The organism is Paraburkholderia sp. SARCC-3016, from assembly GCF_031119615.1.
In the GTDB taxonomy this organism is placed as follows: domain Bacteria; phylum Pseudomonadota; class Gammaproteobacteria; order Burkholderiales; family Burkholderiaceae; genus Paraburkholderia.
The window spans coordinates 56780-81737 of record NZ_JAVHZD010000007.1 but is presented as its reverse complement, the minus strand read 5'-3'; the positions used below and the strand labels follow the sequence as shown (position 1 = coordinate 81737).

The following is a 24958-nucleotide window of genomic DNA, read 5'->3' as shown; positions in this document are numbered from 1 at the left end:
CAGCCCTCTCGTGGGGCGTCCGGTCCGAAGCGCATCACGCAACGGGCTGGACAAATCAGGCCGCTCTGGGCTGAGGGCGGCTAGTGGGGTCCGCAGCGGCGCCCGTCGGCGACGGGGAAGCCTTGGTCGGTCAGACGTCGTCGTCGGGTGTCCGCCTGTCGGATTTCAATCGAGCGCGCGCGCAACGCGACGCGCTTCTAGCGCACGCACCGCGCGTGCGAGGTCGCGTACCCAGTCAGTAAAGATCGAATACGCGCTGCAACGCCGCTTGCGTCGTGTTGCCGGCCGCCAGCGCCAGCAGCAGCAGAACACGCGCCTTATACGGATTCAGCGCATTCGCGCTGACAAAGCCGAGCGTATCGTCCGATGCCGCACCGTTGTGCATCACATGCCCCGAACCGACGCGCGATGCGCGTACGACTGCGATGCCCTGCGCGGCCGCGTCTGCAAGTGCTTGCTGCAGCGACGCGTGAATCGACCCGTTACCCGTGCCCGCGACGACGATGCCGCGCACAGCGGCCTTCACGAGGGCATCGACCGTCACGCGGCTTGCGCCCGCGTAACTCGCGACGATTTCGACGGCAGGCCAGCTATCGTTCGCCGTCGCTTCGATCGCGAACGCGCTGGCCGTCGTATGAGGCCGCACGACGCGGCGCTGAAATTCGACGCGACCATCCTGCACCCAACCGAGCGCGCCGACTTCCGGCGACTGGAATGCGTCGACGGCGAACGTGCTCGTCTTCACCACATCGCGTGCGCTGTGAATGCGGTTATTGAACGCGACGAGCACGCCCTGGCCGTGGGCCGCGCGGTTCGCCGCGACGCTGACCGCATTGAGCAGATTGAGCGGGCCGTCGGCCGACAGTGCACTCGACGGCCGCATTGCCGCGGTCAGCACGACGGGCTTCGTGCTCTTCACCGTCAGATGCAGCAGATAGGCGGTTTCCTCGAGCGTGTCGGTGCCGTGCGTGATGACGATGCCGTCGATGTCGTCGGTGGCGAGCAGCGCGTTGACGCGTTGCGCGAGCGTGGTCCACAAAGCGAGCGACATGTCCTTGCTGTCGATGCTCGCGACCTGTTCGGCCTCGATGTTCGCGAGTGCCGGAAGCGCGGGCACGGCCGCAAGCAGTTGCCCGACACCGACGACGCCGGCCTGATAGCCGGCGGTGCTGGTCGCATCCTGTGCGGAGCCGGCGATCGTGCCGCCGGTCGCGAGCACGGCGATGCGCGGCAATGCGCTATAAGACGCGGCGGAAGGCGACGAAGAAGAGGTATTCATGCGGGCGATTGTAAGCGATGCGCCGCTTCGGTCCACAGCGAAACGCATTGCCCTGCGCGGCTCGCGTCAGGCGAACGCTGAAACCGCCTGCCGCGCAGCGAACCCAGCCAAGCCTAGGCCGTCTCGCGCAATTGCGCCGCGATTTCCGCTTCGCTCAATTGCGGCGCGAACATTTCGATGAGCCGGTACGCGTAAGCGCGCAGAAACGCGCCCTTGCGCAAGCCGACGCGCGTCGTGCTCGCCTCGAACAGATGCTGCGTGTCGAGCGCGACGAGTTCGCTGTCGCGCTTCGGATCGAACGCCATTGCCGCGACGATGCCGACGCCCATGCCGAGTTCGACATAAGTCTTGATTACGTCCGCGTCGATGGCGGTCAGCACGACGTCGGGCATCGCGCCGACCTTCGTGAATGCCTGGTCGATATGCGAGCGGCCCGTGAAGTCCTGGTCGTAGGTGACGATCGGGTATTCGGCGATCTCTTCGAGGGTCAGGTTCGCGCGGCCGACGAGCGGATGCTCTTTCGGCACGACGACGACGTGATGCCACGAATAGCACGGGAACGTCACGATATCGGGGTACCGGTCGAGCGCTTCGGTCGAGATGCCTAGATCTGCTTCGCCGTTGATGATCATCTGCGCGATCTGCTGCGGGTTGCCCTGGCGCAGCGCCAGATGCACTTTCGGAAACACGTCGGTGAACTGGCGGATCACTTTCGGCAGCGCGTAGCGCGCCTGCGTGTGCGTGGTCGCGACGACGAGGTGGCCGTTGTCCTGGTCCGCGTACTGCCGTGCGACGCGACGCAGGTTTTCCGCATCGAGCAGCATCCGCTCGATCAGCTGATGCACGGCCTTGCCCGGCTCCGTGAGGCCGGTGAGACGCTTGCCGCGGCGGATAAACACATCGACGCCGAGTTCGTCCTCGAGGTCCTTGATCTGTTTCGACACGCCCGACTGCGACGTGTAGAGCACGTTCGCGACTTCGGTCAGGTTCATATTCTGGCGCACGGCCTCGCGCACGAAGCGCAACTGCTGGAAGTTCATGGGGTCTCCTGTTCAATCCCGCGCCGGGAACACACGCAGCGAACGCGGCACCGCCGTCACCGTATCGCCGACGGCAAGCTGCAATTCGCGCCACGCTTCGCGATCAAGCTCCGCTTCGAGCACCGATGCTCCGCGTGCATCCGCCGCCGATTCCACCGCGCCGCGCTTACGCCGTTCGAGTTCGACACGCACCGACCCGCCAAGCGTCACCACGCGCCGCACGCCGAGCGCAATGCCCTCACGTTCCCCACCCGCCGCCTCGCGATACAGCACGAGATCGTGCGGTCGCACATACGCGAGCGCCGGCCCCTCGAAGCCCGCATCGACGGCGATCGGCTGTGCCGCCCCGTCGACGACGAAGCCACGCCGGTCGACACTGCCGTGCAGACGGTTCGCCGCGCCGAGAAACTCGTAGACGAACGACGTCTGCGGATGGTCGTACACATCCTGCGGGCTGCCGACCTGCTCGACATGCCCGTGATTCATCACGACGATGCGGTCCGCCACTTCGAGCGCTTCTTCCTGATCATGCGTGACAAAGATCGTCGAAATATGCAGATCGTCGTGCAGGCGGCGCAGCCAGCCGCGCAGCTCCTTGCGCACTTTCGCGTCGAGCGCGCCGAACGGCTCGTCGAGCAGCAGCACCTTCGGTTCGACCGCGAGCGCGCGCGCCAGCGCGATACGCTGCCGCTGCCCGCCCGACAGCTCCGACGGATAGCGCGGCGCAAGCCAGTCGAGCTGCACGAGCTTGAGCAGTTCATGCACCTTCTCGCGAATCGCCGCTTCGGACGGCCGCTCGTTGCGCGGCTTCACGCGCAGACCAAATGCGACGTTCTCGAACACGGTCATATGACGGAACAGCGCGTAATGCTGGAACACGAAGCCGACCTCGCGCTCGCGCGCGCGAACTTCGGCGACGTCCTGCCCTTGCAGCACGACCTGCCCGTCGTCCGCGAACTCGAGACCGGCGATCACGCGCAACAGCGTGGTCTTGCCGCAACCGGACGGCCCGAGCAGCGCGACCAGTTCGCCGGGCGGAAAGTCGAGCGACACGTTGTCGAGCGCCGTGAAATCGCCGAAGCGCTTATGCAAATTACGAACGGTGATGCCCATCTGTTGCGCTCCTTATTGAATCCGGCGGCCGGCGGCCGCGCCGGCCGCCATGCCGGACCCGGCAGCGGCCTGCGCGCCGGCACGCGACGACGCAGCCTCCGCCGACATATGCCGCTCGGCAAGCAGCTTGAGGCCGAGCGTCACGAGCGCGAGCAACGCGAGCAGCGACGCCACGGCGAACGCCGCCGAGAAGTTATATTCGTTGTAGAGAATTTCGACGTGCAGCGGCATCGTGTCGGTCTGCCCGCGAATATGGCCCGACACGACCGACACCGCACCGAACTCGCCCATCGCCCGCGCGTTGCACAGAATCACGCCGTACAGCAGACCCCACTTCACGTTCGGCAGCGTCACGCGGCGGAAAATCTGCCAGCCCGACGCGCCGAGCACGTGCGCGGCTTCTTCTTCGTCGGTGCCTTGCGCCTGCATCAGCGGAATCAGCTCGCGCGCGACGAACGGGAACGTGACGAACACGGTTGCGAGCACGATGCCCGGCACCGCGAACACGATCTGCACATCATGCGCTTGCAGCCACGGACCGAACCAGCCCTGCGCGCCGAACAGCAGCACATAGATCAGGCCCGAAATGACGGGCGATACCGAAAACGGCAGATCGATCAGCGTCGTCAGCAGCGCCTTGCCGCGGAACTCGAACTTCGCGATACACCACGAGGCCACGAGCCCGAACACGAGATTGAGCGGCACCGCGAGCGCCGCGGTCAGCAGCGTGAGCTTGATCGCGGACCATGCGTCGGGGTCGGCGAGCGACTCGAAATAGAACGCGAGGCCTTTGCTCAACGCCTGATAGAACACCGCGGCCAGCGGCACGACGAGAAACAGCACGAGAAACAGCAACGCGACGGTGGTCAGAATCCAGCGGACCGCGCGCGGCTCGGTAACCGGACTGTCGACGCGCACGGCCTTCGAAGCCGTACGCCGCGTGTTCGACAGCACGACGGAGTCGTCGCTCATCGCGCACCTCCATCGTGCGTCGCGGCTGCCGGCAGACGTCCCGGCGCCGCGGCCGGCACCGGTGCCGACGCGCTGCGGCTCGTGCGGCGCTGCAAATACCACTGCAGCGTATTGATCAGCAGCAACATGATGAACGACACCACCAGCATCACCACAGCGATCGCCGTCGCGCCCGGATAGTCGTACTGCTCGAGCTTCGTGATGATCAGCAGCGACGTGATCTCCGACTTCATCGGCACATTGCCCGCGATAAAAATCACCGAGCCGTATTCGCCGAGCGCGCGCGCGAAAGCGAGCGCGAAGCCGGTCAGCAGCGCCGGAAACACGGCCGGCAGGATCACGCGCCGGAAAGTCAGCCAGCGCGATGCGCCGAGGCACGCGGCCGCTTCCTCCTGCTCGCGTTCGAACTCCTCGAGCACCGGCTGCACCGTGCGCACGACGAACGGCAAGCCGATAAACGTCAGCGCGACGAGCACGCCGAGCGGCGTGAACGCGATCTTGAGGCCGAGCGGTTCCAGAAACCGGCCGATCCAGCCGTTGCCCGCATAGACGGCCGCAAGCGAGATGCCGGCCACCGAGGTCGGCAGCGCGAACGGCAGATCGACGATCGCATCGACGACACGCTTGAACGGGAACGTATAGCGCGTGAGCACCCACGCGACGAGAAAACCGAACACGGCGTTGATCAATGCGCCGCCGAGCGCCGCGGAAAACGTGAGCCTGTATGACGCGAGCACACGCGGCGAACCGACCGCGCGCACGAACTGGCTCCAGTCGAGCGTTGCCGTTTTGAGGAACGTGGACGCAAGCGGGATCAGCACCACGAGGCTCAGGTAAGCCACCGTGATGCCGAGCGTCAGGCCGAAGCCCGGCAACGCACTGGGCTTGCGGAAGGTCAACGTCGTCATGCTGGGTACTCTTTCAAAAGTCTTGCCCCGGTCGCTGTTGTGCACAGTGCGCGCACTGCGCAACAGGCATTTCGGTTACACGCTCAAAAGCGCGCCCGAAGGCGCGCTTGCCTGACTGCATCCGCCGCAGCGCGAGTGCTACTGCGGCGAGTAAATCGAATCGAACACGCCGCCGTCGGCAAAGTGCGTCTTCTGCGCGTTCGTCCAGCCGCCGAACGTATCGTCGACCGTGTAAAGCTTAAGCTTCGGAAACTTTTCGGTCAGCGCCGCGGGCACCTTGTTCGAACGCGGACGGTAGAAGTTCTTTGCGGCGATCTCCTGGCCTTCTTCGCTGTACAGGAACTTCAGATACGCTTCGGCGAGCTTGCGCGTGCCATGGCGGTCCACGACCTTGTCGACCACCGCGACGGGCGGCTCCGCGAGAATGCTGACCGACGGCACCACGATCTCGAACTTGTCCGGTCCGAACTCCTTGATCGACAGAAACGCCTCGTTTTCCCATGCGATCAGCACGTCGCCGATACCGCGCTGCACGAAGCTCGTCGTCGCGCCGCGCGCGCCGGAATCGAGCACGCCCGCGTTCTTGTAGAGCTTCGACACGAACGCCTTCGCTGTCTGCTCGTTGCCGCCGGGCTGATGCAGCGCATAGGCCCATGCAGCCAGATAGTTCCAGCGTGCGCCGCCCGATGTCTTCGGGTTCGGCGTCACGATCGCGACGCCCGGCTTCACCAGATCGTCCCAGTCCTTGATGTGTTTCGGGTTGCCCTTGCGCACGAGAAATACGATCGTCGACGTGTACGGCGAGGCGTTATCGGGCAAGCGCTTCTGCCAGTCCTTGTCGACGAGGCCCTTGTTCGCGAGCGCGTCGATGTCGTAGGCGAGCGCGAGCGTCACGACGTCGGCCTGCAACCCGTCAAGCACCGAGCGCGCCTGTGCACCCGAGCCGCCGTGCGACTGCTTGAAGGTGACCGACTCGCCGGTCTGCGCCTTCCATTGCTTGCCGAATGCCGCATTGATGTCCTGGTACAGTTCGCGCGTCGGGTCGTACGACACATTGAGCAGCGTCGTATCAGCATGCGCCTGTGCGGCCAGACCGAGCACCGCGGCCGCACCGATGGCCAGCGAAGCGAAGAATTGCTTCGCGCGCTGTGTCGAGCGCCACGTCGCCCCGCGCCGTGCCGCCTTGTTTGGCGTCGCCGATGTCGTGCGCTCAGACGCGCTATGTGCAAACCCCGTAGTCCGACCGTTCATTGATGTTTTCTCCGCTCGCTGCTGTTTCCCACGCCCGCGATTTGCTTACTCCGCCGGGCCTCATATCGATGTGCAGCCAGTCTATCTGCGGCGCTTCATCATTAAAAATAATGTTTCTTCATTTTTTAATACGCAAAAGTGGTAACGATGGGTCGAATACCGCGTTCGAACGCGGTTTTCGACGTTGAAAGGGCTGGGCTTGCCGGAGGGCGCATCGGCACACGAACTTAAAGTAAAGCTTGAAAAGCGCCGCATACTGTATAAAAATACAGTCACCTGTTCATCCATACAGTGGCGCCATGACCAAACTCACCGCACGACAGCAGCAGGTTTTCGATCTGATCCGCCGCGCGATCGAGCGCACGGGCTTTCCGCCCACGCGCGCCGAGATCGCGGCCGAATTGGGCTTCAGCTCGGCCAACTCGGCAGAAGAGCATCTGCGCGCGCTGGCTCGCAAAGGCGTGATCGAACTCGCTGCCGGCGCGTCGCGCGGCATCCGGCTGCTGGCTGGGCAGGAAGACGCCCCTCATCAGTTCACGCTGCCGCATGCGGCGCTCATGCAGTTGTCGCTTCCGCTCGTCGGCCGTGTCGCAGCCGGCAGCCCGATCCTCGCGCAGGAGCACATCGCGCAGCACTATGCGTGCGATCCGGCGCTGTTCTCCAGCAAACCCGATTACCTGTTGAAGGTGCGCGGCCTGTCGATGCGCGACGCCGGCATTCTCGACGGCGATCTGCTTGCGGTGCAAAAGCGCAGCGAAGCAAAAGACGGCCAGATCATCATTGCGCGCCTTGGCGACGACGTCACGGTCAAGCGCTTGAAGCGGCGGCCGAACGGCATCGAACTGATCGCCGAAAACCCCGATTACGAAAACATCTTCGTCGAGGCCGGCAGTGCGGATTTCGCGCTCGAAGGCATCGCGGTCGGCCTGATCCGGCCAGGTGAATTGTGATTTTCCGCTGATCTGGCGTCGAGTGTCAGCGGATTTCCGTTCAGTTTCGGCTCAGTTTCGGCTCAGTTTTTCGCTCAGTTTCGCTCAGTTTCGGATACCGTCTGGAGAGATTCATGGAACGCCTTGCCCGCTTGCTGCCCTTCCGTCAGTTCGGCCGTCTGCGCCACCTGCGCAACCTCGTGCCATGCGCCGTGCTCGATGCGATGCATGTGCCACGTACCGGCTCGCTGTTCGATTTCGAAGAGCACGAGCAGTCGGTGGTCGAAGCCGACGCGTCGTTGCCATCGTCGCTACCGGCGTTTGCACGCGTCTCGCTGAACGCCGCGCTCAACGCCGAGCCCGCACGCCGCGCGCCGGTGCGTGTTTATCACGGGCCGTCGCGGCTTATCATGGTCGGCACCGTCGATGCCGTGTGCAACATGATCGACCGCTGCATCGCCGAGGAGCACGCGCAAGCAGCGTGAGCGCGCTCGTTCATCGCCAACGCGCATGTCGCCAACGCATGTCGCCAACGCATGTCGCCAACGCGCATGTCGCGAACGGCCGAGGCGCGATGAACTACATGAGATTGCGGGATCGTTTCAGCCAGAACGGGGTCCACGGTAAACCACCCCGTTCACCCCATGAAAGGAACGTCCCGCACGATGATGGTTCGCACAGGCTGCGCGAAACGCGCGATAAATGACCGCATCAGTTGCCGCATGAATCACAAGATGACCGGCAGCGTCAGGCGGTCCGTGCTGGTCACGGTCGTCGTCATCGTTGTCCTGATCGCACTGGCCTTCGCGTATGCATCGCCGTATATCGCACTTGACCGCCTGAAACGCGCAGCCGACACGCGCGATGCAGCAACAGTCAACGAATACGTCGATTTCCCGGCGTTTCGCGAGAGTCTCAAGGAACAGCTCGGGGGCTTGCTAAGACGCAGAATCGACGCGGAAAGTCACGGCAATCCGCTCGCCGCGCTGGGCGCAATGATCGGTGTCGCGTTGATCGGGCCGCTCGTCGACGCGTATGCGACGCCGGACGGCGTCGCCGCGCTGCTCAACGGGATGCCGCCACGTGGTGAACCGGGCGAGCGCCCGCCTGCGTCGCCGGACGCGTCGGCTTCGTCGTCCGCTTCGTCGTCCGATTCGCCGTCAAACAGTGGCAACCCCGCTGCTGCGCCCTCTGCTCCAGCCGCATCATCCGCACCGACAGCATCGGCCGCGAACGGCTCGAAGCCGCCTCAACCTCCGCAAACCACGGCCGGCTATCGCGGCATCAACGAGTTCGTCGTCACGTATCGGCACGGTGTCGGCAACACGCGCTATGCCGCGATTTTCCATCGCGAGAGGCTCTTCACGTGGAAGCTTACGGCAGTCGATCTCGGCGAGTAGGCAGCGCCGGCTCTGCCGGCGCGAGCCTCATGCTGCGGCCGACTGCTCCTCGCCAGGCGACGAACACGCAACGAGAATGCTGCACGACACGCGATCGAGTAGCGGCGTGTTGCCCGCGCCCATCCACCATCGCGAGAGTCCATGCCGGCAGCGATGGCCGACGACGACAAGATCGACCTTCAGCTCTTCCGCGAGCGCCGCGATTTCATCGATCGGATGACCGAACGCAAAGTGCCCTTGCGCCCTGACGCCACGCTCGGTCAACCAGTCGACGCCTTCCTGCAGGATGTCGCGCGCGGTCTTTTCGAAGCTGCCGCACGCCACGTCGGTCAGCAGGCCCGCGCTTTGCGCGATGCTCGAGCGCATGTCGACCACCGACAGCAAATGAGTCTCCGCTTTCAGATCCAATGCCAGATCCGCACCGCAGCGCAGTGCCTTGCGGCCTTCGCGCGAGCCGTCGTAGCACAGCAGAATTTTCTGGTAGCTGGCCATTGTCGTTTCTCCCTTCCGCGCCGATCGCGGACGTCGAGTCAATCATGGTGCGCCGCAATTGCGCTTGCAAGGGCTGGAAAACGCTAAGTGCGCGCCAGCACGTTCGAAGCCGCATGCCGCGCCGCACGAAAGCCCGTCGCAGCCTTGCGGTGGCCGCCCGGCGCCCGAACACGTGGCCTAGAATAGGCGACGCTTCGAAGCGGCCAGCTCGTGAACGACTGCCTCGTTTTTATTCGACATCCCGTCGCGCTTGCTGTTCGTGTCGCCTCGCCGCTGTCTGTCGTTCGTCGTGTGTCGTTCGTCGTCCGCTGTTCTGTTGCGCCGTCTCGCAGCCTCGCCATTGCCTGTAGGGATGGCGAGTCATTGCGATCTTTGTCCCATCAACTATCGTCACCGAACGCTCCGCTTATGCCCAACGCCGCGATCGAATTCCATCGAGTCGAAAAACGTTACGGCGGCAGAAAGGTCGTCGACGGCCTGTCGTTCGATGTGCGGGTCGGCGAATGTTTCGGTCTGCTAGGTCCGAACGGCGCCGGCAAGACCACGACGCTACGCATGCTGCTCGGCATTGCCGCGCCCGACGCCGGCGCGATCCGTCTGTGCGGCGAACCGGTTCCCGCGCGTGCGCGCATCGCCCGCGCGCGCATTGGCGTGGTTCCGCAATTCGACAATCTCGATCCGGACTTTAGCGTTCGCGAGAATCTGCTCGTGTTCGGCCGCTACTTCGGCCTTAGCGCCAGGGCAATACGCGAGCGCGTGCCCTCGCTGCTCGAATTCGCGCGGCTCGAACACAAGGCCGATTCGCGTGTGGCCGAACTATCGGGCGGTATGAAACGTCGGCTCACGCTCGCGCGCGCGCTCGTCAACGATCCCGATGTGCTCGTCATGGACGAGCCGACCACTGGTCTCGATCCGCAGGCGCGCCATCTGATCTGGGAACGGCTTCGCTCGCTGCTGTCGCGCGGCAAGACGATTCTTCTGACGACGCACTTTATGGAAGAAGCCGAGCGCCTGTGCGACCGGCTTTGTGTGATCGAAGAAGGCCGCAAGATCGCCGAGGGCGAACCGAAGGCGCTGATCGCATCGGAGATTGGCTGCGATGTGATCGAAGTCTACGGTCCCGATCCGCTCGCGCTGCGCGATGCGCTCGCGCCGTTCGCCACGCGCATCGACATCAGCGGCGAGACGCTTTTCTGTTATGTCGACGATCCGCAGCCCGTGCACGCGCAACTGAAACAGCGCGACGACGTGCGCTATCTGCATCGGCCCGCAAATCTCGAAGACGTATTTCTGCGCCTCACCGGCCGCGAGATGCAGGACTGACGTGGCACGATCGAACGGCAGGACTCAAACGGCGGAACTCAAAACAGCAGCACACAAGCAGCAGGACTCATCGACCATGGACGCCCGCTCATACGATACCCCCGACCACCCGCTCGAGCCCGCGCGCGAACGCTTCGCGGCACTGCCCGCCAATGCGCTGAACTGGGTCGCGGTGTGGCGCCGCAACTATCTCGTGTGGCGCAAGCTCGCGCTCGCGTCGATGTTCGGCAATCTGGCCGATCCGATGATCTATCTGTTCGGCCTCGGTTTCGGGCTCGGGCTTATGGTCGGGCGCGTCGACGGCGTGTCGTATATCGCGTTCCTCGCGGCAGGCACGGTCGCCTCGAGCGTGATGATGTCGGCGAGCTTCGAGTCGATGTATTCGGGCTTTTCGCGAATGCACGTGCAGCGCACATGGGAAGCGATCATGCATACGCCGCTGACGCTCGGCGACATCGTACTCGGGGAGATCGTCTGGGCCGCGAGCAAATCGGTGCTGTCCGGCACGGCAATCCTGATCGTCGCGGGTCTGCTCGGCTACGCGAAATTCCCGGCAACGCTCGTCGCCTTGCCCGTCATCGTGCTCGCGGGCCTGGCGTTCGCGAGCCTCGCGATGATCGTCACCGCGCTCGCGCCGTCGTACGACTTCTTCATGTTCTATCAGACGCTCGCGCTTACGCCGATGCTGCTGCTCTCCGGCGTGTTCTTTCCCGTATCGCAGCTGCCGCCCGCCGCGCAATACGCGACGCAAGTGCTTCCGCTCGCGCATGCGGTGGACCTGATCCGGCCAGCGATGCTCGCACGGCCGATCGACGATGCGGCGCTGCACGTTGCCGTGCTCGCGCTCTATGTGATCGTGCCGTTTCTGATCTCGGCCGTGCTGTTGCGCCGCCGGATGATGCGGTAAGCCGCTGCTCGTCTTTTCAGTCGTCGAGCCGGCTTAATCTTCGTCGTCCGACCACGGGATATCGACGTCGGAAATGAATGCGACGGTGGCAAACGGCCCGCCTTCCTGGCGGCCGATCTTGCCGTCCGCACGATGCCATTCGACACGAAACACGGTACCCGGATCGTTGGCGAGAAGGCGCACGGTGCGCACCTCGTCCGGATCGGCCTCTTCGACGGGACCGTCGAGCGAGACCAGCAATGCCTGCGGCCACACGCCCTCGTCCGGGTCGTAGATGCGGTCGCCGTCGGGAATCGATGTCGATGCCTCGACGCCGATCGTCGCCGATGCGTCGACGATCATCTTGCCGAGCGCCCGCAGCAAAGCCGTTGCACGCGCCGAATTGGCCTGGCGGATCGCGAGGTCCCCGCGCGTGAGCGCCTGCTCGAGCTTCGGATTGGTCTTCTGTTGCGCCATGCGTCTGTCCTGAGTTCGATCGTCTTTTGACTATGAATAATCGCCTGCCGGATTGCCGACCGGCAAGCTGCCACCCCTAAGCACCCGGCTCCACCCAGTTTAGGTCGAGATTCAACCGTAGAGGCCGCTTGAAACCGGTTGAAACCGCTTTTGAAACCTTGAAACCGTTGAAACGGCCTGAAACGGGTTGAAACCATTTGAGATGCCAGATCGCGCGATGCCATAGGCGATGTTACGTCAGCCGCCCGCGCATCCGCTGTTGCAGCGCGTCATTTACAGGCCGATGCCGGCCGCCAGCAGCCCCGCCACGATACCGAATGCGACTACCGCGACCGCGACGATAGCAAGCACGCGCGGGCGAAACGAACGCGCGAGCATCGCGAGCGACGGCACGCTGATCGGCGGCAGCGTCATCAGCAGCGCGCCCGCGGGACCGACGCCGATGCCGAGCGTCAGCATCGCCTGAATGATCGGTACTTCGCCCGCCGTCGGAATCACAAACAGCATACCGGCGACCGCGAACGCGACAATCCAGCCGATCTCGTTGCCGATCGCAGGCCCGATCTGCGGAAACAGCCACGCGCGCGCCGCGCCGAGCAGCAAGACCAGCACCAGATACTCGGGCACGAGGCGCACGGTCATACGCGCGAGGATTGCCGACCAGCGCGCAAACGCACTGCCTTCCTGCTGACGCGCAACCAGTTCGGCGAGGCGCGCGTCGGCTGCGCTGGCCTCGCCCGGCGTGACGATCCGGTTCACGATGTAACCCAGACCGAACACCATCAGCACGCCGAGTGCAAGCCGCAAACCGGCCCATTGCCAGCCGAGTACGAAGCCCATGAAAACGAGCGTGGCCGGATTGAGCACCGAGTTGCCGAGCCAGAATGCGATCGCGCCGCCCGGGGATGCGTGGCGCGCACGCAAGCCCACGACGACCGGCGCCGCGCAGCAGGTACACATCATGCCGGGAATCGCAAGCAAGCCGCCGGCCGCGACGCTGCCGAATCCGGTCTTGCCGAGCACCTTCGCGACCCAGTGCGCAGGCAGCAACGCCTGTACCGCGGAGCCGAGCAGCAGGCCGAGCACCATCGCCTGCCAGATCGCCTTGCCGTATGCCCACGCATAGGCGAGCGCCGCGGAGAGCGATGGCGCCGGCGGGCTCGACGCATTGCCCATGAGGATCGACGAGCCGATCGAATGGGTCGACGCCGCCGTGAATGCGCGGTGATAGTACGGGAACCACTTCACGTAAAAGAGTCCCGCGACCGCGAGCAGCAGGAAGATCAGCCACCCCGATGCCGGGGCGGTCTGTCGCGTGGTATTCATCTGGATTGTCCTCTGATGCGTATGTTGCCGGTTGCTGCTGTTCGAGTCGTAGTGCTTGCTTATGTAGCGTGCTCGTGTCCGCCAGGTACGCTGCGCAATCGATCAAGTAGACGCGTGCACGATCGCCGGTTCATCGGCCCTGACCGATCCCGATACCGATAACGATAACTGCGCGAGCAGCGCGTGCGCCTGATCGAGCGCGTCGCCGGCAGTCGGCCTGAACGTGAACCGCTGCGCATGCGCGAGTTCGGTGAAATGCTGCCGGCTGCTGCGCTGATACGCGGGATCGTAGTGACGCTCGAGCAGTTCGCGGAACAACTCGCTGCGTGCATCGTCATCGATCATCTGCTGCCAGCGCGTGACCTGTTCGCGGCTATGCAGGCCAATCAGATGCGCGAGTTGATGCTTGAAGCCCGCGCGGTCATCGAACAGATGGCCATAGTCTTCGAGCAGGAACGCCACGCGTTCGTCGAGCGCCGCGTGAATCTCGACACAGGCACCGCGATGAAAGCGCTCGAGCAGCGCATCGGGCAAGGTGATCGCACCGATGCGCCGGCTTTCGGACTCGACGAACACCGGACGCGCCGGATCGAATTGCGCGAGCGCGCCGATCAGCGCGCTGTCGAAGGCCTTCTGCGACGGTTGAGGCCGGTCCGGCCACGCGCCGAGCAGCGACCCGCGATGGCACGCGAGCCCTTCGAGTTCGAGCACCTGCGCACCCGCGTCGCGCAATGCGTGCAACAGCCGCGTCTTGCCGGTGCCCGTATGACCGACGAGCGCGATGTAGTCGAACTCCCGCGGCAAGATCGCTAGCCTGTCGACCACCGAGCGGCGATACGTCTTGTAGCCACCGTCGAGCTGCCGCGCCTGCCAGCCGATCATGTTGAACAGCGTTGTCATCGATCCGGAACGCTTGCCGCCGCGCCAGCAGTAGATCAGCGGACGCCAGTTGCGCGGCCGGTCCGCGAAGGTCGTGTCCAGATGGTGGGCGATATTGCGTAATACGAGCGCGGCGCCGTGGCGCGTCGCTTCGTAGGGCGACACCTGCTTGTACATCGTGCCGACGATCACGCGCTCTTCGTTCGACAACACCGGCGCATTGAATGCCCCCGGGATATGATCTTCGGCAAATTCGAGCGGCGTGCGCACGTCGATGATTTCATCGAAGCGCGCGAGGTCGTCGAGCGGCGCAAGCAGACTTTTCAATTTGGACACGCGAAATAAAGGGCATTTCCGGCGCGCACTCGGCGGCGGGCGTGCGCCCGGGTTCTGCGAATCCGTGATTATCTCACGCGATGCCCATCGGCGAAGAGCGGTGCGGTGTGCACGTGCGCTGCGCCGCGCCGTCGACGTTTGCGAGGCGATGCGGCTGCATGCGGAAGCGACGAAAACTGTAGCGATCAGTAGAATGTCGCTCCGAAAGCCTTTCAAGCATACATCGCACTCTGCCACCCGCTGCACGGAGCGTTATCCCAATGTCAGATTCGCCGACCGCCGCTGCCCGCCCGGAAGACTCCACACTGATTGTGATGCTCGTCGCGGCCGCGTACTTCATGGAGAATCTCGACGGCACGATCATCGCCACCGCGTTGCCGCAGATGGCGCAGTCGTTCGGCGTGCATCCGGTCGAGCTCTCGATCGGCATCACATCGTATCTGCTGACGCTCGCGGTATTCATTCCGATCAGCGGGTGGGTCGCGGACCGCTTCGGCGTGCGCAACGTGTTCACCGCGGCGCTTGCCGTCTTCACCGCTGCTTCGGTCGCGTGCGGCATGACCAACGGCCTCGTCGGCTTTACCGCGGCGCGCGTCGTGCAGGGCATCGGCGGCGCGATGATGGTGCCGGTCGGACGGCTCGCGGTGCTGCGCGCAACGCCAAAAGACGATCTGATGCGCGCAATCGCGTTCATCACGTGGCCGGGGCTCATCGCACCCGTCATCGGGCCGCCGCTCGGCGGATTCATCACGACCTACTCGTCGTGGCGCTGGATCTTCTATCTGAATCTGCCGCTTGGACTGATCGGCATCGTGCTCGCGTGGCGCTTTATCCATGCGGCCGGCAGCACGGAGCGGCGGCCGTTCGATGTGCTCGGCTTCGTGCTGTGCGGCATCTCGGGCACGGCGATCATGTACGCGATGGAGTTGCTCGGCCGCGTCGATACGCGCTGGCCGCAAGCGCTCGCGTTTCTGGCCGCCGGAGTCGCGGCGGGCACGGCCGCGCTTTTTCATGTGCGGCGCACCGCGCACCCGGTCATCGATCTGAGCGCGCTGCGCGTGAAGACGTTCGCGGTCTCGATGGCGGGCGGGTCGCTGTTCCGCGTGTCGATCAGCGCGGTGCCGTTCCTGCTGCCGCTGATGTTCCAGATCGGCTTCGGCATGAACGCGTTCCGCTCGGGGATGCTCACGCTCGCGGTGTTCGCCGGCAACCTGTCGATGAAGCTCGTCACGACGCAGGTGATGCGGCGCTACGGCTTTCGCTCGGTGCTGCTCGTCAACGGCGTGCTAGCCGCATTGTCGCTTGCCGCGATGAGTCTGCTTACTGCGCGGACACCGTACTGGATCATCGTCGCGGTGCTGTTCGCAAGTGGCCTCGTGCGCTCGTTGCAGTTCGGCGCGATCAACACACTGAGTTTCGCCGATGTGCCGACAGCGCAGATGAGCGGCGCATCGACGCTATCGAGCACGGTCCAGCAACTGACCATCGGCATGGGCGTCGCGCTCGGCGCCATCGCGCTGCGCATCGCCGCGTGGCTTCACGGACACGGCGCGCAATCGGTCACGAATGCCGATTTCAGCGTGGCCTTCCTGCTCGTCTCCGCGGTCGGATTCGCGTCGATTTTCGACGTATTCGGACTCGATGCGCGCGCCGGTTCGCACGTGAGCGGGCATCGCGCGTCACGCGCAGGGGCCGCGCGATGAAGCCCGAAGACCTCGAACTGCTCGTCACGCGGGTCATGCCTTTCGGCAAATACAAGGATCGCGTGATCGCCGACCTGCCCGGCCATTATCTGAACTGGTTTGCGCGACAAGGTTTTCCACCCGGCGAAATCGGCCGGCTGCTTGCGCTGATGCACGAGATCGATCACAACGGGCTCAAGCCGATACTTGAACCGCTGCGTCGTAAGACATAAAGCGCGCAATGGGCGACGCGCCGATGTGGATGTCCAAGCCGGCGAAATCGCGCCGAAACCGCCTTAATAGGCAAAATCTGCCAAAATCGCGACACGAAACGATCCGAAACACGCCGTTTCGTAACAGTTTGTCATTTTTCTGCGGTTGAAATCAACCTTTTAAGCGGATACTGTAATGCTGCGCCTGATCTCCAAGGAACCTTCTTCATGCGCAGCCCCGCTCCCGACTTTCGGCGGGGTTTTTTTTCGTCACCGGGCCAAATGAGGCGGACCGCGGCGCGGCATCATATCGACGAGCCGTCTACCTTCGGCGTACCCCGCATCGCGCGCTTCGTCTTCGCTGCGAAACGTCGTGACCATTTCCTGAAAGCGTGTGCTCTGGCCTGCCAGATGTGCGTCCGCGCCATGCCGGCAAAAATACGCGGCGTAGTGCCAGAGCGTATCGGGCGCCGGTGGCCCGTAGGCCAGTACTGGCATGACCCAGATTTCGTAACCGTTATGCTCGATGCGATCCCACATGTTCGGCTCCCGGCGGTAATTCTTCAGGAATCCTAGCATGTGCTGCGGGCTTGCGATGAGCTCGCGCCGAGTGGCCGTGCCGGTCCAGACCGGATGAAACGCCCGTTGTTAATCGGCTGCCGGCTGATCTTCGTCGGGCACTTCGCTGCCGAACCGGTTAGCGACGTAAAAGCGCATCGCGGCGACGAGCGGCGTCGCGCCATAGGCGCGGAACTGCGGAGCTTCGCCAGTCGGTCCGGCGCCCCATGCATGCGCATCGGAGTAGCCGATGCAGATCAGCGCGCGTTCGATGAACGGACCGCCGTGCGTCCAGTCCGTGGACGGCGCGAACGCGGCTTCAAGCGCGCCAGCGGGATCGCCGTCGCACGCGGGCTCTTCGATCCAGCAAAAGCCGTCATCGACGCGCGGCTTCGGCAACTGCGCGGCACGCGCGACCCAGTAATCGAGCAGCGGACCTTCCAGATCGGCAACGTTCATGGGTTCTCCCGTAGTCCCTTATGTTGGTGGTAGACACGAATAGTAGCTTTTGTTCGGGACGGGTGTCGGATCAGGTTCAGCGGCGCGTCGATGCGGGGTTCGCCGCGCAAGCGGCATGCGCGCGATTCAAGTGGGCGAGGCGCAACGACCTGCAACTGAAAGACTCGGGAAGCAACGGAAAAATCGAAAGCAGCGATGAAAGAAACGAGATGGGGTGGCTGATGGGACTCGAACCCACGACGACAGGAATCACAATCCTGGACTCTACCAACTGAGCTACAGCCACCACTGGAACTGCTATCTGGCTTGCCAGAACTGGCTCACCGACGAAGAAGCGAGATTATACAAACACGTTCTGCGTTTGCCTAGCCCTTATTCCAACATTTCGACCGCGGCGGCGCTTTGCACGTCATTGCGACCCGACTTGTCGTCCTCACTTTCGGCGACTGCACGCAGCAGATGCTGCCGCGCTTCATCGAAGATCGATAGATCGCGCGCCGCGAGTTTGCGGCTATCGGACAGCACACGACGCCACCCGCGCGCACCGGCCACCCCGCGATAAAGCCCAAGCGCATGCCGCACGATCGCGCCTGGATAGGTGCCGCGCGCGAGTTCGGTTGCACAGTAGTCGACGAGCTTCGCTTCGACTTCATCGCGCGTCGGTGCCGCATCGGTCGAACCGTAGAAGCGCGCATCGACGCCGGCGAGCAGATAGGGATTGTGATAAGCCTCTCGACCCAGCATCACGCCGTCGACATGCTCGAGATGCAGGGCGACTTCATCGAGCGTCTTGATCCCACCGTTGATGATGATCTCGAGATCCGGAAAATCGCGCTTGAGCCGATATGCGTATTCATACTTGAGCGGCGGAATCTCGCGGTTTTCCTTCGGGCTCAAGCCCTTCAGGATCGCGTTGCGCGCATGCACGATAAACACGCCACAGCCCGCTTCGGCAATCGTGCCGACGAAGTCGCGCACGAACTCGTAGTGCTCGACCGCATCGACGCCGATGCGGTGCTTGACCGTAACCGGCACCGACACCGCATCGCGCATCGCCTTCACGCAGTCGGCGACGAGCTGCGGCTCGTTCATCAGGCACGCGCCGAACGCGCCACGCTGCACGCGCTCGGACGGACAGCCGCAGTTCAGATTGATCTCGTCGTAACCCCATTGCTCGCCAAGACGCGCCGAACGCGCGAGGTCGTCCGGTTCGCTGCCGCCCAGCTGAAGCGCAACGGGCGCCTCGTCGGGCGTAAACGCGAGATGGCGCGCGACGTCGCCGTGAATCAGCGCGCCAGTGGTCACCATCTCGGTGTACAGCCACGTATGACGTGAAATCGCGCGATGGAGCGAACGGCAGTGACGGTCCGTCCAGTCCATCATCGGGGCAACGCTGACGCGGCGAGGACTCAAGGCCTGGTTCGAGGCCTGGTTCGAGGCCTGGTTCGAGGCCTGGTTCGAGGCCCGGTTCGAGGCCTGGTTCGAGGCCCGGTTCGAAGAAGAAGACATCGGAATCTGTGGGAAATGCGAAGCAGCGCAACGCGCCGCGGTCGAGGCTGGGATCGAGGCGCATTTTAACGTAATGCGAGCCCATGCCCCGATCCGTCCCCATCTGTTTCAGCCGTTGCGCCTTCTCAATTATTGGATAACGTCGGACTGGAATAACAGGGGAAAACCCTTGAAAGCCCCGTCAGATAAGGCCGAGGGATTGTTTCGATTGACAGAAAAGTAATTTCGAGATATCGCGTACAAAACTCCGATAGTAAGGGTATACACTGCGCTCCAACGATGTCGCAAACCTTTCGCCCCGCCGACGGACGCGACATTCAGCAAATATCGAAACTTACTGGAGGTTGTCATGAAGACCAAATTTATCGCCGCTGCCCTGCTCGCCGCTTCCGCCGTTGTCGCCGCTCCTGCTTTCGCTAGCGGCTATGGTCCGGCTCCGTTCTACCGTCCGAACGTTGGCGCACCGGCCTCGCAACGTGGCGAAAGCGCACAAACGCTGGCTGCCGAACAGCAACAGATCGACGACAATGCAGTCGCCTACGGCGGCGTGCGTTCGGGCGAGACGCAAACGGGCTACCGCGTTTCGAACGCGCGCCAATCGGCATCGGGCAACAACGATGGCGTGTTCAAGGGTCACTAAGCCGCCGCCACTGAGCCGACGCGGGCCAGCTGACCGCACGAGGTCAACCGCTCGTGGCTGAAGGCAGGTCCCCAAGAAAACGGGCGTTCAATCGGGCGCCCGTTTTTTTTGCGCCTTACGCCTTACGCCTTGCGGCAAGCGCGTGACTACGCGGCGGCGTCCAGACCCTTGTCGATCATGGCGCGTGCGGCGCGAAGCGCCGCCTCCGCGGCCGCGCGTTCAGTCGGCCAGAACCGGTCGATGTGCACGAGGTGCCAGTCCAATGCGACAGCGCCATCTTTCAACACGCGGAAGTGCGCTTTCACGCCAGTAAGGACCTGTTCGACCGCGACCTCGATAGCGAATTCCTTGTACCGCTCCCGATAGTCGCCCATGTCGAGCCCCGTCGGCTCCATGTCAGGCTCCTTGATGCGGCTCGTGCCGCGTCGGTCAAACGTCAGACGTCGTCAGCGCACGAGTTCGCACCTCGCATGCATCGTCGTCAATCGCAATCGCCGGACAGGTACTTCCTGCCATCGCAGGTAATTTCGATGCCATCGCGGCCAGCCTTCGCGACGAGGCCGGCGCCCAGCAGTTCCGCTACCACCGTGGCCCGAGGCGGGATGGACTGCGCGCCGGATGGCGCATCGTTCAGGTGCCGCAACGTGTCGATCGCATCGGGACTCAGCGCTTTCATCATTGCTACCTCCGCATGAGGAACGGCCTTGTTCGCGGCGTTTACTTGCGGCCTGCATTCACCGTCGTTGCCCGATTCATGCTAGCACTTCCAGCGAGGCATGCCGGCCGTTGCTGCACGCAATGCGCGTGTTGCACGCGGACACGCGCGCGAATCTTCATAGCGGCCCGCTGTCTACGAAGGGACGGGTCGCGCATGATGCATGACACGCAGAAAAGACGAACAGAAACTGGGCAAAAACCCGGGAGGATCGATGAACGGAATGAAACTGCGCAAAACGCTGGCGCCAGCCGTAGGGTCGGGCGTCGTTCTGATTGCGACCGCACTGGCGAGCGGTGCTGCGTTCGCGCAACAACACGCGCCTGTGCAACAAGCCCCTATGCAAAATGCGCCTGCGCAGGACAGCGGGGCATCGATGGTCAAACCGCCTTCAGCGGCGTCGGGCGGCGAAAATCCGGACAATATGCCGGTCAAGAAACCGCGCAAACCGACCAACGACAAAATGATGCACTACCCGCCGGCCAGCGCGGCCAACGCGAAGTGATGCCGTTGTAGCGCGATCGCGCGAGCCCTGTTCGTGCGCATGCTCGCGAGACCGCGCCTCAGTCCGGAACGAATCGGAACGGGTCAAAGCCGTGCGATCGATCCGTCGGTCGTAAAAAGCGAATCGGCATGCGAACCCGCATGCGCGTTTCCCGATCGCGCATCGCTGCCGGCATCGCGCCTGAGTACCTGGTGCAGCACGCGATCCTCGATACGCGCAAAGCCCGCCGACGCGCGCTCGCGCGGCCGCGCAAGCGGCACCGGCAGATCGAGCGCAATGCGCCCAGCTTCAATCAGCAGGATCCGGTCGGCCAGTGCAACGGCCTCCTGCACATCGTGCGTGACGAGCAATGCCGTAAAGCGATGCTCGCGCCACAGGCGTTCGATCAGCGCATGCATTTCGATGCGCGTGAGCGCATCGAGCGCGCCGAGCGGTTCGTCGAGCAACAGCAGGTGCGGCCGGTGCACAAGCGCACGCGCCAGGGCGACGCGCTGCCGCTGGCCACCGGACAGTTGCGCGGGCCAGTCGTTCGCACGCTCGATCAGGCCGACCTCGGCAAGTACCGCGCGCGCATCTTCCCGCGCACCGCGGCCGAGGCCGAGCATCACGTTCTGCAGCACACTCTTCCACGGCAGCAGGCGCGCGTCCTGAAACATGATGCGAGTGTCGAAACGCGCGGCGTTCGAGGCCGTGCCGGCTGCTTCGTTCGACGCACTGCTTTCGGCGTGTTTTTCGAGCGTGCCTGCCGTCGGCGTTTCGAGTCCGGCGACGAGCCGCAACAGCGTCGACTTCCCGCAGCCGCTGCGCCCCACGATCGACACGAAACTGCCGCGTTCGACCGACAGATCGAGATCCGCAAGCACCGTGCGCGCGCCGTACCGTTTGCGTACGCCGCGCAGCTCGACCGAGTAATCGGCGTTGCGCCGTTCGGTGACAGCGTGCTGCCCCGCGGAGCGCGAGCGCTGCGCGACCTCTTCGCGTAACAACGCGCCATGGCCCGCTGCGCCGTGCGCTTGCGTCTGCTGCGTCGGCGCACCGGCATCCGCTTCGCGCGCGCGCCGCTGCTCCCGCTCACGGTCGGCGCCGCGCAGCAACCCGCTGCCGGGCGACGGCGTCGATAATCCAGTCGCACTCATGTCTTCGTCCCTTGTTGATAAGCAGGATGCCAGCGCAGCGTGACGCGCTCGAGCGCTTTGGCGAGCAGGTCCGCGAGCTTGCCGAGCACCGCATACAGCAGGATGCCGACCACCACCACGTCGGTCTGCAGGAATTCGCGCGCATTCATCGTCATATAGCCGATGCCCGACTGCGACGAGATCGTCTCCGCGACAATCAGCGTGACCCACATGAGCCCCAATGCGAAACGCACGCCGACGAGAATCGACGGCAGCGCGCCCGGCAGAATCACCTCGCGATACAGTGCAAAACCTTTTACGCCATAACTGCGCGCCATCTCGACCAGATTCGCGTCCACCGAACGGATGCCGTGGAACGTGTTCGCGTAGATCGGAAAGAACACGCCGAGCGCGACGAGAAACACCTTCGCTTCCTCCTCGATGCCGAACCATAGAATCACGAGCGGAATCATCGCGAGTGCGGGAATATTGCGGATCATCTGCACGGTCGAATCGAGTGCGACTTCGGCGGGCCGGAAAAGCCCCGTCGCGAGCCCGAGCGCGAAACCGATGCCACCGCCCAGCGCAAAACCCGATATCGCACGCCACGTGCTGACCTTCACGTCGGCCCACATTTCGCCCGAACGGATCAGCGACCACGCGGCTTTCACGACCGCAAGCGGCTCCGGCAACACGCGCGTCGACAGCACGCCGCTTTTCGCCGCGAACTCCCACGCGATCAGAATCGCGAGCGGCACGAGCCACGGCGCGATGCGCGCGCCATACGACGCGCTGAAGTACCGCTTGTCGACGGCGACCGCCGCAGTAGCAGACATCGATACGCCCTCCCCCGTTTCAGCTTTGCGCGGCCTGCGGCGCATGGTGGTTACCGACGATTTCGCCGAACGGCCCCGACAGCGGTCCGTTTGCGCTTGCGCGTTGCCGGCCCGGCAGCAGCGGAAACACGAGCTCGGCAAAACGGTAGGACTCTTCGAGATGCGGGTAGCCCGACAGGATGAACGTCTCGATGCCGAGCGACGCATACTCCTGCATGCGTTGCGCGACCTGCTGCGGGCTGCCGACGAGCGCCGTGCCTGCGCCGCCGCGCACGAGGCCGACGCCGGCCCACAGGTTCGGATAGATTTCCAGGTCTTTGCGACTACCGCGCTTGCCGCCGTGCAGCGCGGCCATGCGCCGCTGCCCCTCCGAATCCATCTTCGCGAACGACGCCTGCGCGCGTGCAATCGTCTCGTCGTCGAGTTTGCTGATGAGTCTGTCGGCGGCGGCCCACGCTTCGTTCTCGGTCTCGCGCACGATCACATGCAGGCGGATGCCGAAGCGAATGGTTCGCCCGTGCTGTCCGGCGCGCGCGCGGATCTGCGCGATCTTCTGCGCGACCGCGGCAGGCGGCTCGCCCCACGTCAGATACGTATCGATATGCTCGCCGGCGATGTCATGCGCGGCCGGCGACGAGCCGCCGAACCACAGCGGCGGATGCGGGTCCTGCACCGGCGGATAGAGCAGCTTGCCGCCCTTCGATCTCAGATGCTTGCCGATGAAGTCGAGCGAGGCCTTCCGATGCGCGCCCGCAAGCAGACCGCGCCAGATATGCAGGAACTCGCCGGTGATCTCATAGCGCGTGTCGTGATCGACGAAGAGGCCGTCGCCTTCGAGTTCGACCGTATCGCCGCCTGTCACGACGTTGATCAGCAGACGCCCGCCCGAGAGCCGGTCGAAGGTCGCCGCCATGCGCGCGGACAAGGCCGGCGACGTAATGCCGGGGCGAATCGCGACGAGAAACTTGAGCCGCTTCGTGACCGGAATCAGGCTCGATGCGACAACCCATGCGTCTTCGCATGAACGTCCGGTCGGCAGCAGCACGCCTTCGTAGCCGAGCGTGTCGGCAGCGCTCGCGATCTGCTGGAGATAGTTGTAATCGACGGCGCGCGCGCCTTCGGACGTGCCGAGATAGCGCGTGTCGCCGTGCGTGGGAATGAACCAGAAGACGTTCATTTGAAACTCCTGCGTATCGCCAATTGCCGTTCGATTAGTTGAATCAAGCACGCCGTAAACGTTGCCCGTGCAACTTGCGCGACGCGCGAGCGCACCCGGGCCGTGCGCCGCGGCGCACCGGTCAAGCGGGTAAGGAAAGGGAGTCGCGCCGTCCGCGCGTCGACTGCGCGGCATGGCAATGGAGCACGGCGCACGCGCCGTCTGCATCGAAAACAGTCTACGGACGGGCCGGCGTGTTTAGAACGATTTTTTCGAGCTTAGGTTTTGCGCATTCGTGATTTGACGCATTCGCACGGTATGTCGAGTGTCGATGACGACAGCCCGCCGCACGCTTGCATTTATGCAACACCACGCGCCGCAAATCGCGTCGAATCGGACCGGATAGCGAGGCACCGTCTATATAATGACGCTCGTTTTGCGACGATCCCGCTGGTCCCGCTCGCTGTTTCCGCTTTCAATACCGCCTGGCCGCACCGGCCTTGCGTTTCGCGCGTGTGCGATAGATGCAAAAACTCATACTGCCGTTCGTGTCCGGATTTCTCGCCGCGCTGTTTTTCCATGACGCGACACTGGGCCTGCTGCACGCGGCCGGCGTGATCGACCTGAGCGGTTTTTCGACCGCGCCGTTCGCGCCGCTCGACATACCCGAATTCATCGCCAATGCGATCTGGAGCGCCGTATGGGGCGTACTGATGGCGTGGCTGCTGCGCGTCTCGCCGGAACGCACGGCGCCGTGGGTGCCCGCGTTCCTGTTCGGCGGCATCGTGTTGACGGCGGGCAGCGTGTTCGTCGTCGATCCGATCCGCGGCATCTGGCCCGCCGGCAATATGCTGCCGCGCCTTGCGGTCGGCTTTGCGGCCAATGCGATGTGGGGCTGGGGCGCGCTCGTTTTCATGCGCGCGTTCATGGCCCGCGACAGCGAATCGTAGCGCGAGGCTC

General features: G+C 64.0%; 28 protein-coding genes and 1 tRNA gene. 10 read left to right on the top strand and 19 right to left on the bottom strand.

Going from position 1 to position 24958, the window contains the following annotated elements; all coding sequences use genetic code 11:
• Positions 1-235: 235 nt before the first annotated feature.
• From QYH69_RS09160 to QYH69_RS09135, 6 genes are all read right to left on the bottom strand, one after another.
• Positions 236-1279, bottom strand: a complete 1044-nt coding sequence (locus QYH69_RS09160) for an asparaginase (RefSeq protein WP_308831564.1) — start codon at positions 1277-1279, stop codon at positions 236-238.
• A 113-nt stretch (positions 1280-1392) separates the two neighbouring features.
• Positions 1393-2319, bottom strand: a complete 927-nt coding sequence (locus QYH69_RS09155) for a CysB family HTH-type transcriptional regulator (RefSeq protein ID WP_308831563.1) — start codon at positions 2317-2319, stop codon at positions 1393-1395.
• A gap of 12 nt (positions 2320-2331) precedes the next feature.
• Complete coding sequence (locus QYH69_RS09150) at positions 2332-3432, bottom strand: sulfate ABC transporter ATP-binding protein (protein WP_308831562.1); 1101 nt, start codon at positions 3430-3432, stop codon at positions 2332-2334.
• Between the two features lie 12 nt (positions 3433-3444).
• The gene (cysW, locus tag QYH69_RS09145) at positions 3445-4404 is read right to left on the bottom strand and encodes a sulfate ABC transporter permease subunit CysW (protein WP_308831561.1); all 960 of its coding nucleotides are present in this window, start codon (positions 4402-4404) and stop codon (positions 3445-3447) included.
• Complete coding sequence (gene cysT / locus QYH69_RS09140; protein WP_308831560.1) at positions 4401-5312, bottom strand: sulfate ABC transporter permease subunit CysT; 912 nt, start codon at positions 5310-5312, stop codon at positions 4401-4403. The genes cysW and cysT overlap by 4 nt, the downstream gene beginning before the upstream one ends.
• Before the next feature lie 138 nt (positions 5313-5450).
• The gene (locus QYH69_RS09135; protein ID WP_308831559.1) at positions 5451-6563 is read right to left on the bottom strand and encodes a sulfate ABC transporter substrate-binding protein; all 1113 of its coding nucleotides are present in this window, start codon (positions 6561-6563) and stop codon (positions 5451-5453) included.
• A 299-nt stretch (positions 6564-6862) separates the two neighbouring features.
• Between QYH69_RS09135 and lexA the strand changes: the two genes are divergently transcribed.
• The 3 genes from lexA to QYH69_RS09120 all read left to right on the top strand — a co-directional run bounded on the left by lexA (position 6863) and on the right by QYH69_RS09120 (position 8892).
• Positions 6863-7513 (top strand): transcriptional repressor LexA, encoded by a 651-nt coding sequence (gene lexA, locus QYH69_RS09130; RefSeq protein ID WP_308831558.1) that lies wholly within the window; start codon positions 6863-6865, stop codon positions 7511-7513.
• Between the two features lie 113 nt (positions 7514-7626).
• Positions 7627-7977, top strand: a complete 351-nt coding sequence (locus QYH69_RS09125) for a hypothetical protein (RefSeq protein ID WP_308831557.1) — start codon at positions 7627-7629, stop codon at positions 7975-7977.
• 237 nt (positions 7978-8214) lie between these two features.
• On the top strand, positions 8215-8892 hold the full coding sequence (locus tag QYH69_RS09120; RefSeq protein WP_308831556.1) for a DUF2939 domain-containing protein: 678 nt from the start codon (positions 8215-8217) through the stop codon (positions 8890-8892).
• Positions 8893-8919: 27 nt separating this feature from the next.
• Here QYH69_RS09120 and QYH69_RS09115 read toward each other — a convergent pair whose 3' ends face one another.
• Positions 8920-9384, bottom strand: a complete 465-nt coding sequence (locus QYH69_RS09115) for a universal stress protein (RefSeq protein ID WP_075157365.1) — start codon at positions 9382-9384, stop codon at positions 8920-8922.
• Between the two features lie 408 nt (positions 9385-9792).
• On the opposite strand from QYH69_RS09115, the gene nodI reads away from it, so the two are divergent.
• Positions 9793-10707 (top strand): nodulation factor ABC transporter ATP-binding protein NodI, encoded by a 915-nt coding sequence (nodI, locus tag QYH69_RS09110; protein WP_308831665.1) that lies wholly within the window; start codon positions 9793-9795, stop codon positions 10705-10707.
• A 76-nt stretch (positions 10708-10783) separates the two neighbouring features.
• A complete protein-coding gene (locus QYH69_RS09105) occupies positions 10784-11614 on the top strand; it encodes an ABC transporter permease (protein WP_308831555.1) in 831 nt (276 codons plus the stop codon).
• 33 nt (positions 11615-11647) lie between these two features.
• On the opposite strand, the gene QYH69_RS09100 is transcribed toward QYH69_RS09105, so the two are convergent.
• From QYH69_RS09100 to mnmH, 3 genes are all read right to left on the bottom strand, one after another.
• Positions 11648-12070, bottom strand: coding sequence for a hypothetical protein (locus tag QYH69_RS09100; RefSeq protein ID WP_075157368.1), 423 nt, complete (start codon positions 12068-12070; stop codon positions 11648-11650).
• Between the two features lie 273 nt (positions 12071-12343).
• Positions 12344-13396, bottom strand: a complete 1053-nt coding sequence (locus QYH69_RS09095; RefSeq protein ID WP_308831554.1) for a permease — start codon at positions 13394-13396, stop codon at positions 12344-12346.
• Between the two features lie 102 nt (positions 13397-13498).
• Positions 13499-14602: a tRNA 2-selenouridine(34) synthase MnmH gene (gene mnmH, locus QYH69_RS09090; protein WP_308831553.1), complete on the bottom strand. Its 1104-nt coding sequence runs from the start codon at positions 14600-14602 to the stop codon at positions 13499-13501.
• Between the two features lie 269 nt (positions 14603-14871).
• Between mnmH and QYH69_RS09085 the strand changes: the two genes are divergently transcribed.
• Entirely contained in the window at positions 14872-16314 is a 1443-nt protein-coding gene (locus QYH69_RS09085; protein WP_308831552.1) for an MFS transporter, read from the top strand.
• Entirely contained in the window at positions 16311-16526 is a 216-nt protein-coding gene (locus QYH69_RS09080) for a DUF3820 family protein (RefSeq protein WP_308831551.1), read from the top strand. Before QYH69_RS09085 ends, QYH69_RS09080 begins: the two co-directional genes overlap by 4 nt.
• A 249-nt stretch (positions 16527-16775) precedes the next feature.
• On the opposite strand, the gene QYH69_RS09075 is transcribed toward QYH69_RS09080, so the two are convergent.
• The 4 genes from QYH69_RS09075 to dusA form a co-directional block, all read right to left on the bottom strand.
• Complete coding sequence (locus QYH69_RS09075; RefSeq protein WP_308831550.1) at positions 16776-17045, bottom strand: hypothetical protein; 270 nt, start codon at positions 17043-17045, stop codon at positions 16776-16778.
• Positions 17046-17153: 108 nt separating this feature from the next.
• A complete protein-coding gene (locus tag QYH69_RS09070) occupies positions 17154-17522 on the bottom strand; it encodes a phage protein NinX family protein (protein ID WP_075157373.1) in 369 nt (122 codons plus the stop codon).
• Positions 17523-17732: 210 nt separating this feature from the next.
• Positions 17733-17808, bottom strand: a tRNA-His gene (locus QYH69_RS09065).
• Positions 17809-17894: 86 nt separating this feature from the next.
• Positions 17895-18905 (bottom strand): tRNA dihydrouridine(20/20a) synthase DusA, encoded by a 1011-nt coding sequence (gene dusA, locus QYH69_RS09060; RefSeq protein ID WP_308831664.1) that lies wholly within the window; start codon positions 18903-18905, stop codon positions 17895-17897.
• A gap of 475 nt (positions 18906-19380) precedes the next feature.
• Between dusA and QYH69_RS09055 the strand changes: the two genes are divergently transcribed.
• On the top strand, positions 19381-19671 hold the full coding sequence (locus QYH69_RS09055) for a hypothetical protein (protein WP_308831549.1): 291 nt from the start codon (positions 19381-19383) through the stop codon (positions 19669-19671).
• Between the two features lie 146 nt (positions 19672-19817).
• On the opposite strand, the gene QYH69_RS09050 is transcribed toward QYH69_RS09055, so the two are convergent.
• Together QYH69_RS09050 and QYH69_RS09045 are read right to left on the bottom strand one after the other, a co-directional pair.
• On the bottom strand, positions 19818-20066 hold the full coding sequence (locus QYH69_RS09050) for a DUF6566 family protein (RefSeq protein ID WP_308831548.1): 249 nt from the start codon (positions 20064-20066) through the stop codon (positions 19818-19820).
• An 86-nt stretch (positions 20067-20152) separates the two neighbouring features.
• Complete coding sequence (locus QYH69_RS09045) at positions 20153-20350, bottom strand: hypothetical protein (protein WP_308831547.1); 198 nt, start codon at positions 20348-20350, stop codon at positions 20153-20155.
• 250 nt (positions 20351-20600) lie between these two features.
• Here QYH69_RS09045 and QYH69_RS09040 point away from each other — a divergent pair, with 250 nt between their 5' ends.
• Entirely contained in the window at positions 20601-20891 is a 291-nt protein-coding gene (locus QYH69_RS09040) for a hypothetical protein (protein ID WP_374992374.1), read from the top strand.
• Between the two features lie 83 nt (positions 20892-20974).
• Here the strand turns inward: QYH69_RS09040 and QYH69_RS09035 are convergent, their stop codons facing one another.
• From QYH69_RS09035 to ssuD, 3 genes are read right to left on the bottom strand one after another with little or no spacing between them, the layout of a single operon-like run.
• Positions 20975-22027, bottom strand: a complete 1053-nt coding sequence (locus QYH69_RS09035) for an ATP-binding cassette domain-containing protein (RefSeq protein ID WP_308831545.1) — start codon at positions 22025-22027, stop codon at positions 20975-20977.
• The gene (ssuC, locus tag QYH69_RS09030; RefSeq protein ID WP_308831544.1) at positions 22024-22842 is read right to left on the bottom strand and encodes an aliphatic sulfonate ABC transporter permease SsuC; all 819 of its coding nucleotides are present in this window, start codon (positions 22840-22842) and stop codon (positions 22024-22026) included. Before ssuC ends, QYH69_RS09035 begins: the two co-directional genes overlap by 4 nt.
• Positions 22843-22861: 19 nt before the next feature.
• Complete coding sequence (gene ssuD, locus QYH69_RS09025; protein WP_308831543.1) at positions 22862-24019, bottom strand: FMNH2-dependent alkanesulfonate monooxygenase; 1158 nt, start codon at positions 24017-24019, stop codon at positions 22862-22864.
• 503 nt (positions 24020-24522) lie between these two features.
• On the opposite strand from ssuD, the gene QYH69_RS09020 reads away from it, so the two are divergent.
• A complete protein-coding gene (locus QYH69_RS09020) occupies positions 24523-24948 on the top strand; it encodes a hypothetical protein (RefSeq protein WP_075157380.1) in 426 nt (141 codons plus the stop codon).
• Positions 24949-24958: the final 10 nt, after the last annotated feature.

What these genes read in the sequence shown, in the direction of transcription:
- QYH69_RS09115 (WP_075157365.1), bottom strand. Translation starts at nt 9,384, where the DNA reads ATGGCCAGCTACCAGAAAATTCTGCTGTGCTACGACGGCTCGCGCGAA.
- QYH69_RS09020 (WP_075157380.1), top strand. Translation starts at nt 24,523, where the DNA reads ATGCAAAAACTCATACTGCCGTTCGTGTCCGGATTTCTCGCCGCGCTG.
- QYH69_RS09095 (WP_308831554.1), bottom strand. Translation starts at nt 13,396, where the DNA reads ATGAATACCACGCGACAGACCGCCCCGGCATCGGGGTGGCTGATCTTC.
- QYH69_RS09100 (WP_075157368.1), bottom strand. Translation starts at nt 12,070, where the DNA reads ATGGCGCAACAGAAGACCAATCCGAAGCTCGAGCAGGCGCTCACGCGC.
- ssuD (WP_308831543.1), bottom strand. Translation starts at nt 24,019, where the DNA reads ATGAACGTCTTCTGGTTCATTCCCACGCACGGCGACACGCGCTATCTC.
- ssuC (WP_308831544.1), bottom strand. Translation starts at nt 22,842, where the DNA reads ATGTCTGCTACTGCGGCGGTCGCCGTCGACAAGCGGTACTTCAGCGCG.
- QYH69_RS09135 (WP_308831559.1), bottom strand. Translation starts at nt 6,563, where the DNA reads ATGAACGGTCGGACTACGGGGTTTGCACATAGCGCGTCTGAGCGCACG.
- nodI (WP_308831665.1), top strand. Translation starts at nt 9,793, where the DNA reads ATGCCCAACGCCGCGATCGAATTCCATCGAGTCGAAAAACGTTACGGC.
- QYH69_RS09155 (WP_308831563.1), bottom strand. Translation starts at nt 2,319, where the DNA reads ATGAACTTCCAGCAGTTGCGCTTCGTGCGCGAGGCCGTGCGCCAGAAT.
- QYH69_RS09120 (WP_308831556.1), top strand. Translation starts at nt 8,215, where the DNA reads ATGAATCACAAGATGACCGGCAGCGTCAGGCGGTCCGTGCTGGTCACG.
- QYH69_RS09045 (WP_308831547.1), bottom strand. Translation starts at nt 20,350, where the DNA reads ATGATGAAAGCGCTGAGTCCCGATGCGATCGACACGTTGCGGCACCTG.
- QYH69_RS09080 (WP_308831551.1), top strand. Translation starts at nt 16,311, where the DNA reads ATGAAGCCCGAAGACCTCGAACTGCTCGTCACGCGGGTCATGCCTTTC.
- QYH69_RS09055 (WP_308831549.1), top strand. Translation starts at nt 19,381, where the DNA reads ATGAAGACCAAATTTATCGCCGCTGCCCTGCTCGCCGCTTCCGCCGTT.
- QYH69_RS09070 (WP_075157373.1), bottom strand. Translation starts at nt 17,522, where the DNA reads ATGAACGTTGCCGATCTGGAAGGTCCGCTGCTCGATTACTGGGTCGCG.
- QYH69_RS09160 (WP_308831564.1), bottom strand. Translation starts at nt 1,279, where the DNA reads ATGAATACCTCTTCTTCGTCGCCTTCCGCCGCGTCTTATAGCGCATTG.
- QYH69_RS09105 (WP_308831555.1), top strand. Translation starts at nt 10,784, where the DNA reads ATGGACGCCCGCTCATACGATACCCCCGACCACCCGCTCGAGCCCGCG.
- QYH69_RS09040 (WP_374992374.1), top strand. Translation starts at nt 20,601, where the DNA reads ATGAACGGAATGAAACTGCGCAAAACGCTGGCGCCAGCCGTAGGGTCG.
- dusA (WP_308831664.1), bottom strand. Translation starts at nt 18,905, where the DNA reads ATGATGGACTGGACGGACCGTCACTGCCGTTCGCTCCATCGCGCGATT.
- QYH69_RS09125 (WP_308831557.1), top strand. Translation starts at nt 7,627, where the DNA reads ATGGAACGCCTTGCCCGCTTGCTGCCCTTCCGTCAGTTCGGCCGTCTG.
- QYH69_RS09075 (WP_308831550.1), bottom strand. Translation starts at nt 17,045, where the DNA reads ATGTGGGATCGCATCGAGCATAACGGTTACGAAATCTGGGTCATGCCA.
- QYH69_RS09085 (WP_308831552.1), top strand. Translation starts at nt 14,872, where the DNA reads ATGTCAGATTCGCCGACCGCCGCTGCCCGCCCGGAAGACTCCACACTG.
- QYH69_RS09150 (WP_308831562.1), bottom strand. Translation starts at nt 3,432, where the DNA reads ATGGGCATCACCGTTCGTAATTTGCATAAGCGCTTCGGCGATTTCACG.
- cysT (WP_308831560.1), bottom strand. Translation starts at nt 5,312, where the DNA reads ATGACGACGTTGACCTTCCGCAAGCCCAGTGCGTTGCCGGGCTTCGGC.
- QYH69_RS09050 (WP_308831548.1), bottom strand. Translation starts at nt 20,066, where the DNA reads ATGGAGCCGACGGGGCTCGACATGGGCGACTATCGGGAGCGGTACAAG.
- cysW (WP_308831561.1), bottom strand. Translation starts at nt 4,404, where the DNA reads ATGAGCGACGACTCCGTCGTGCTGTCGAACACGCGGCGTACGGCTTCG.
- lexA (WP_308831558.1), top strand. Translation starts at nt 6,863, where the DNA reads ATGACCAAACTCACCGCACGACAGCAGCAGGTTTTCGATCTGATCCGC.
- QYH69_RS09035 (WP_308831545.1), bottom strand. Translation starts at nt 22,027, where the DNA reads ATGAGTGCGACTGGATTATCGACGCCGTCGCCCGGCAGCGGGTTGCTG.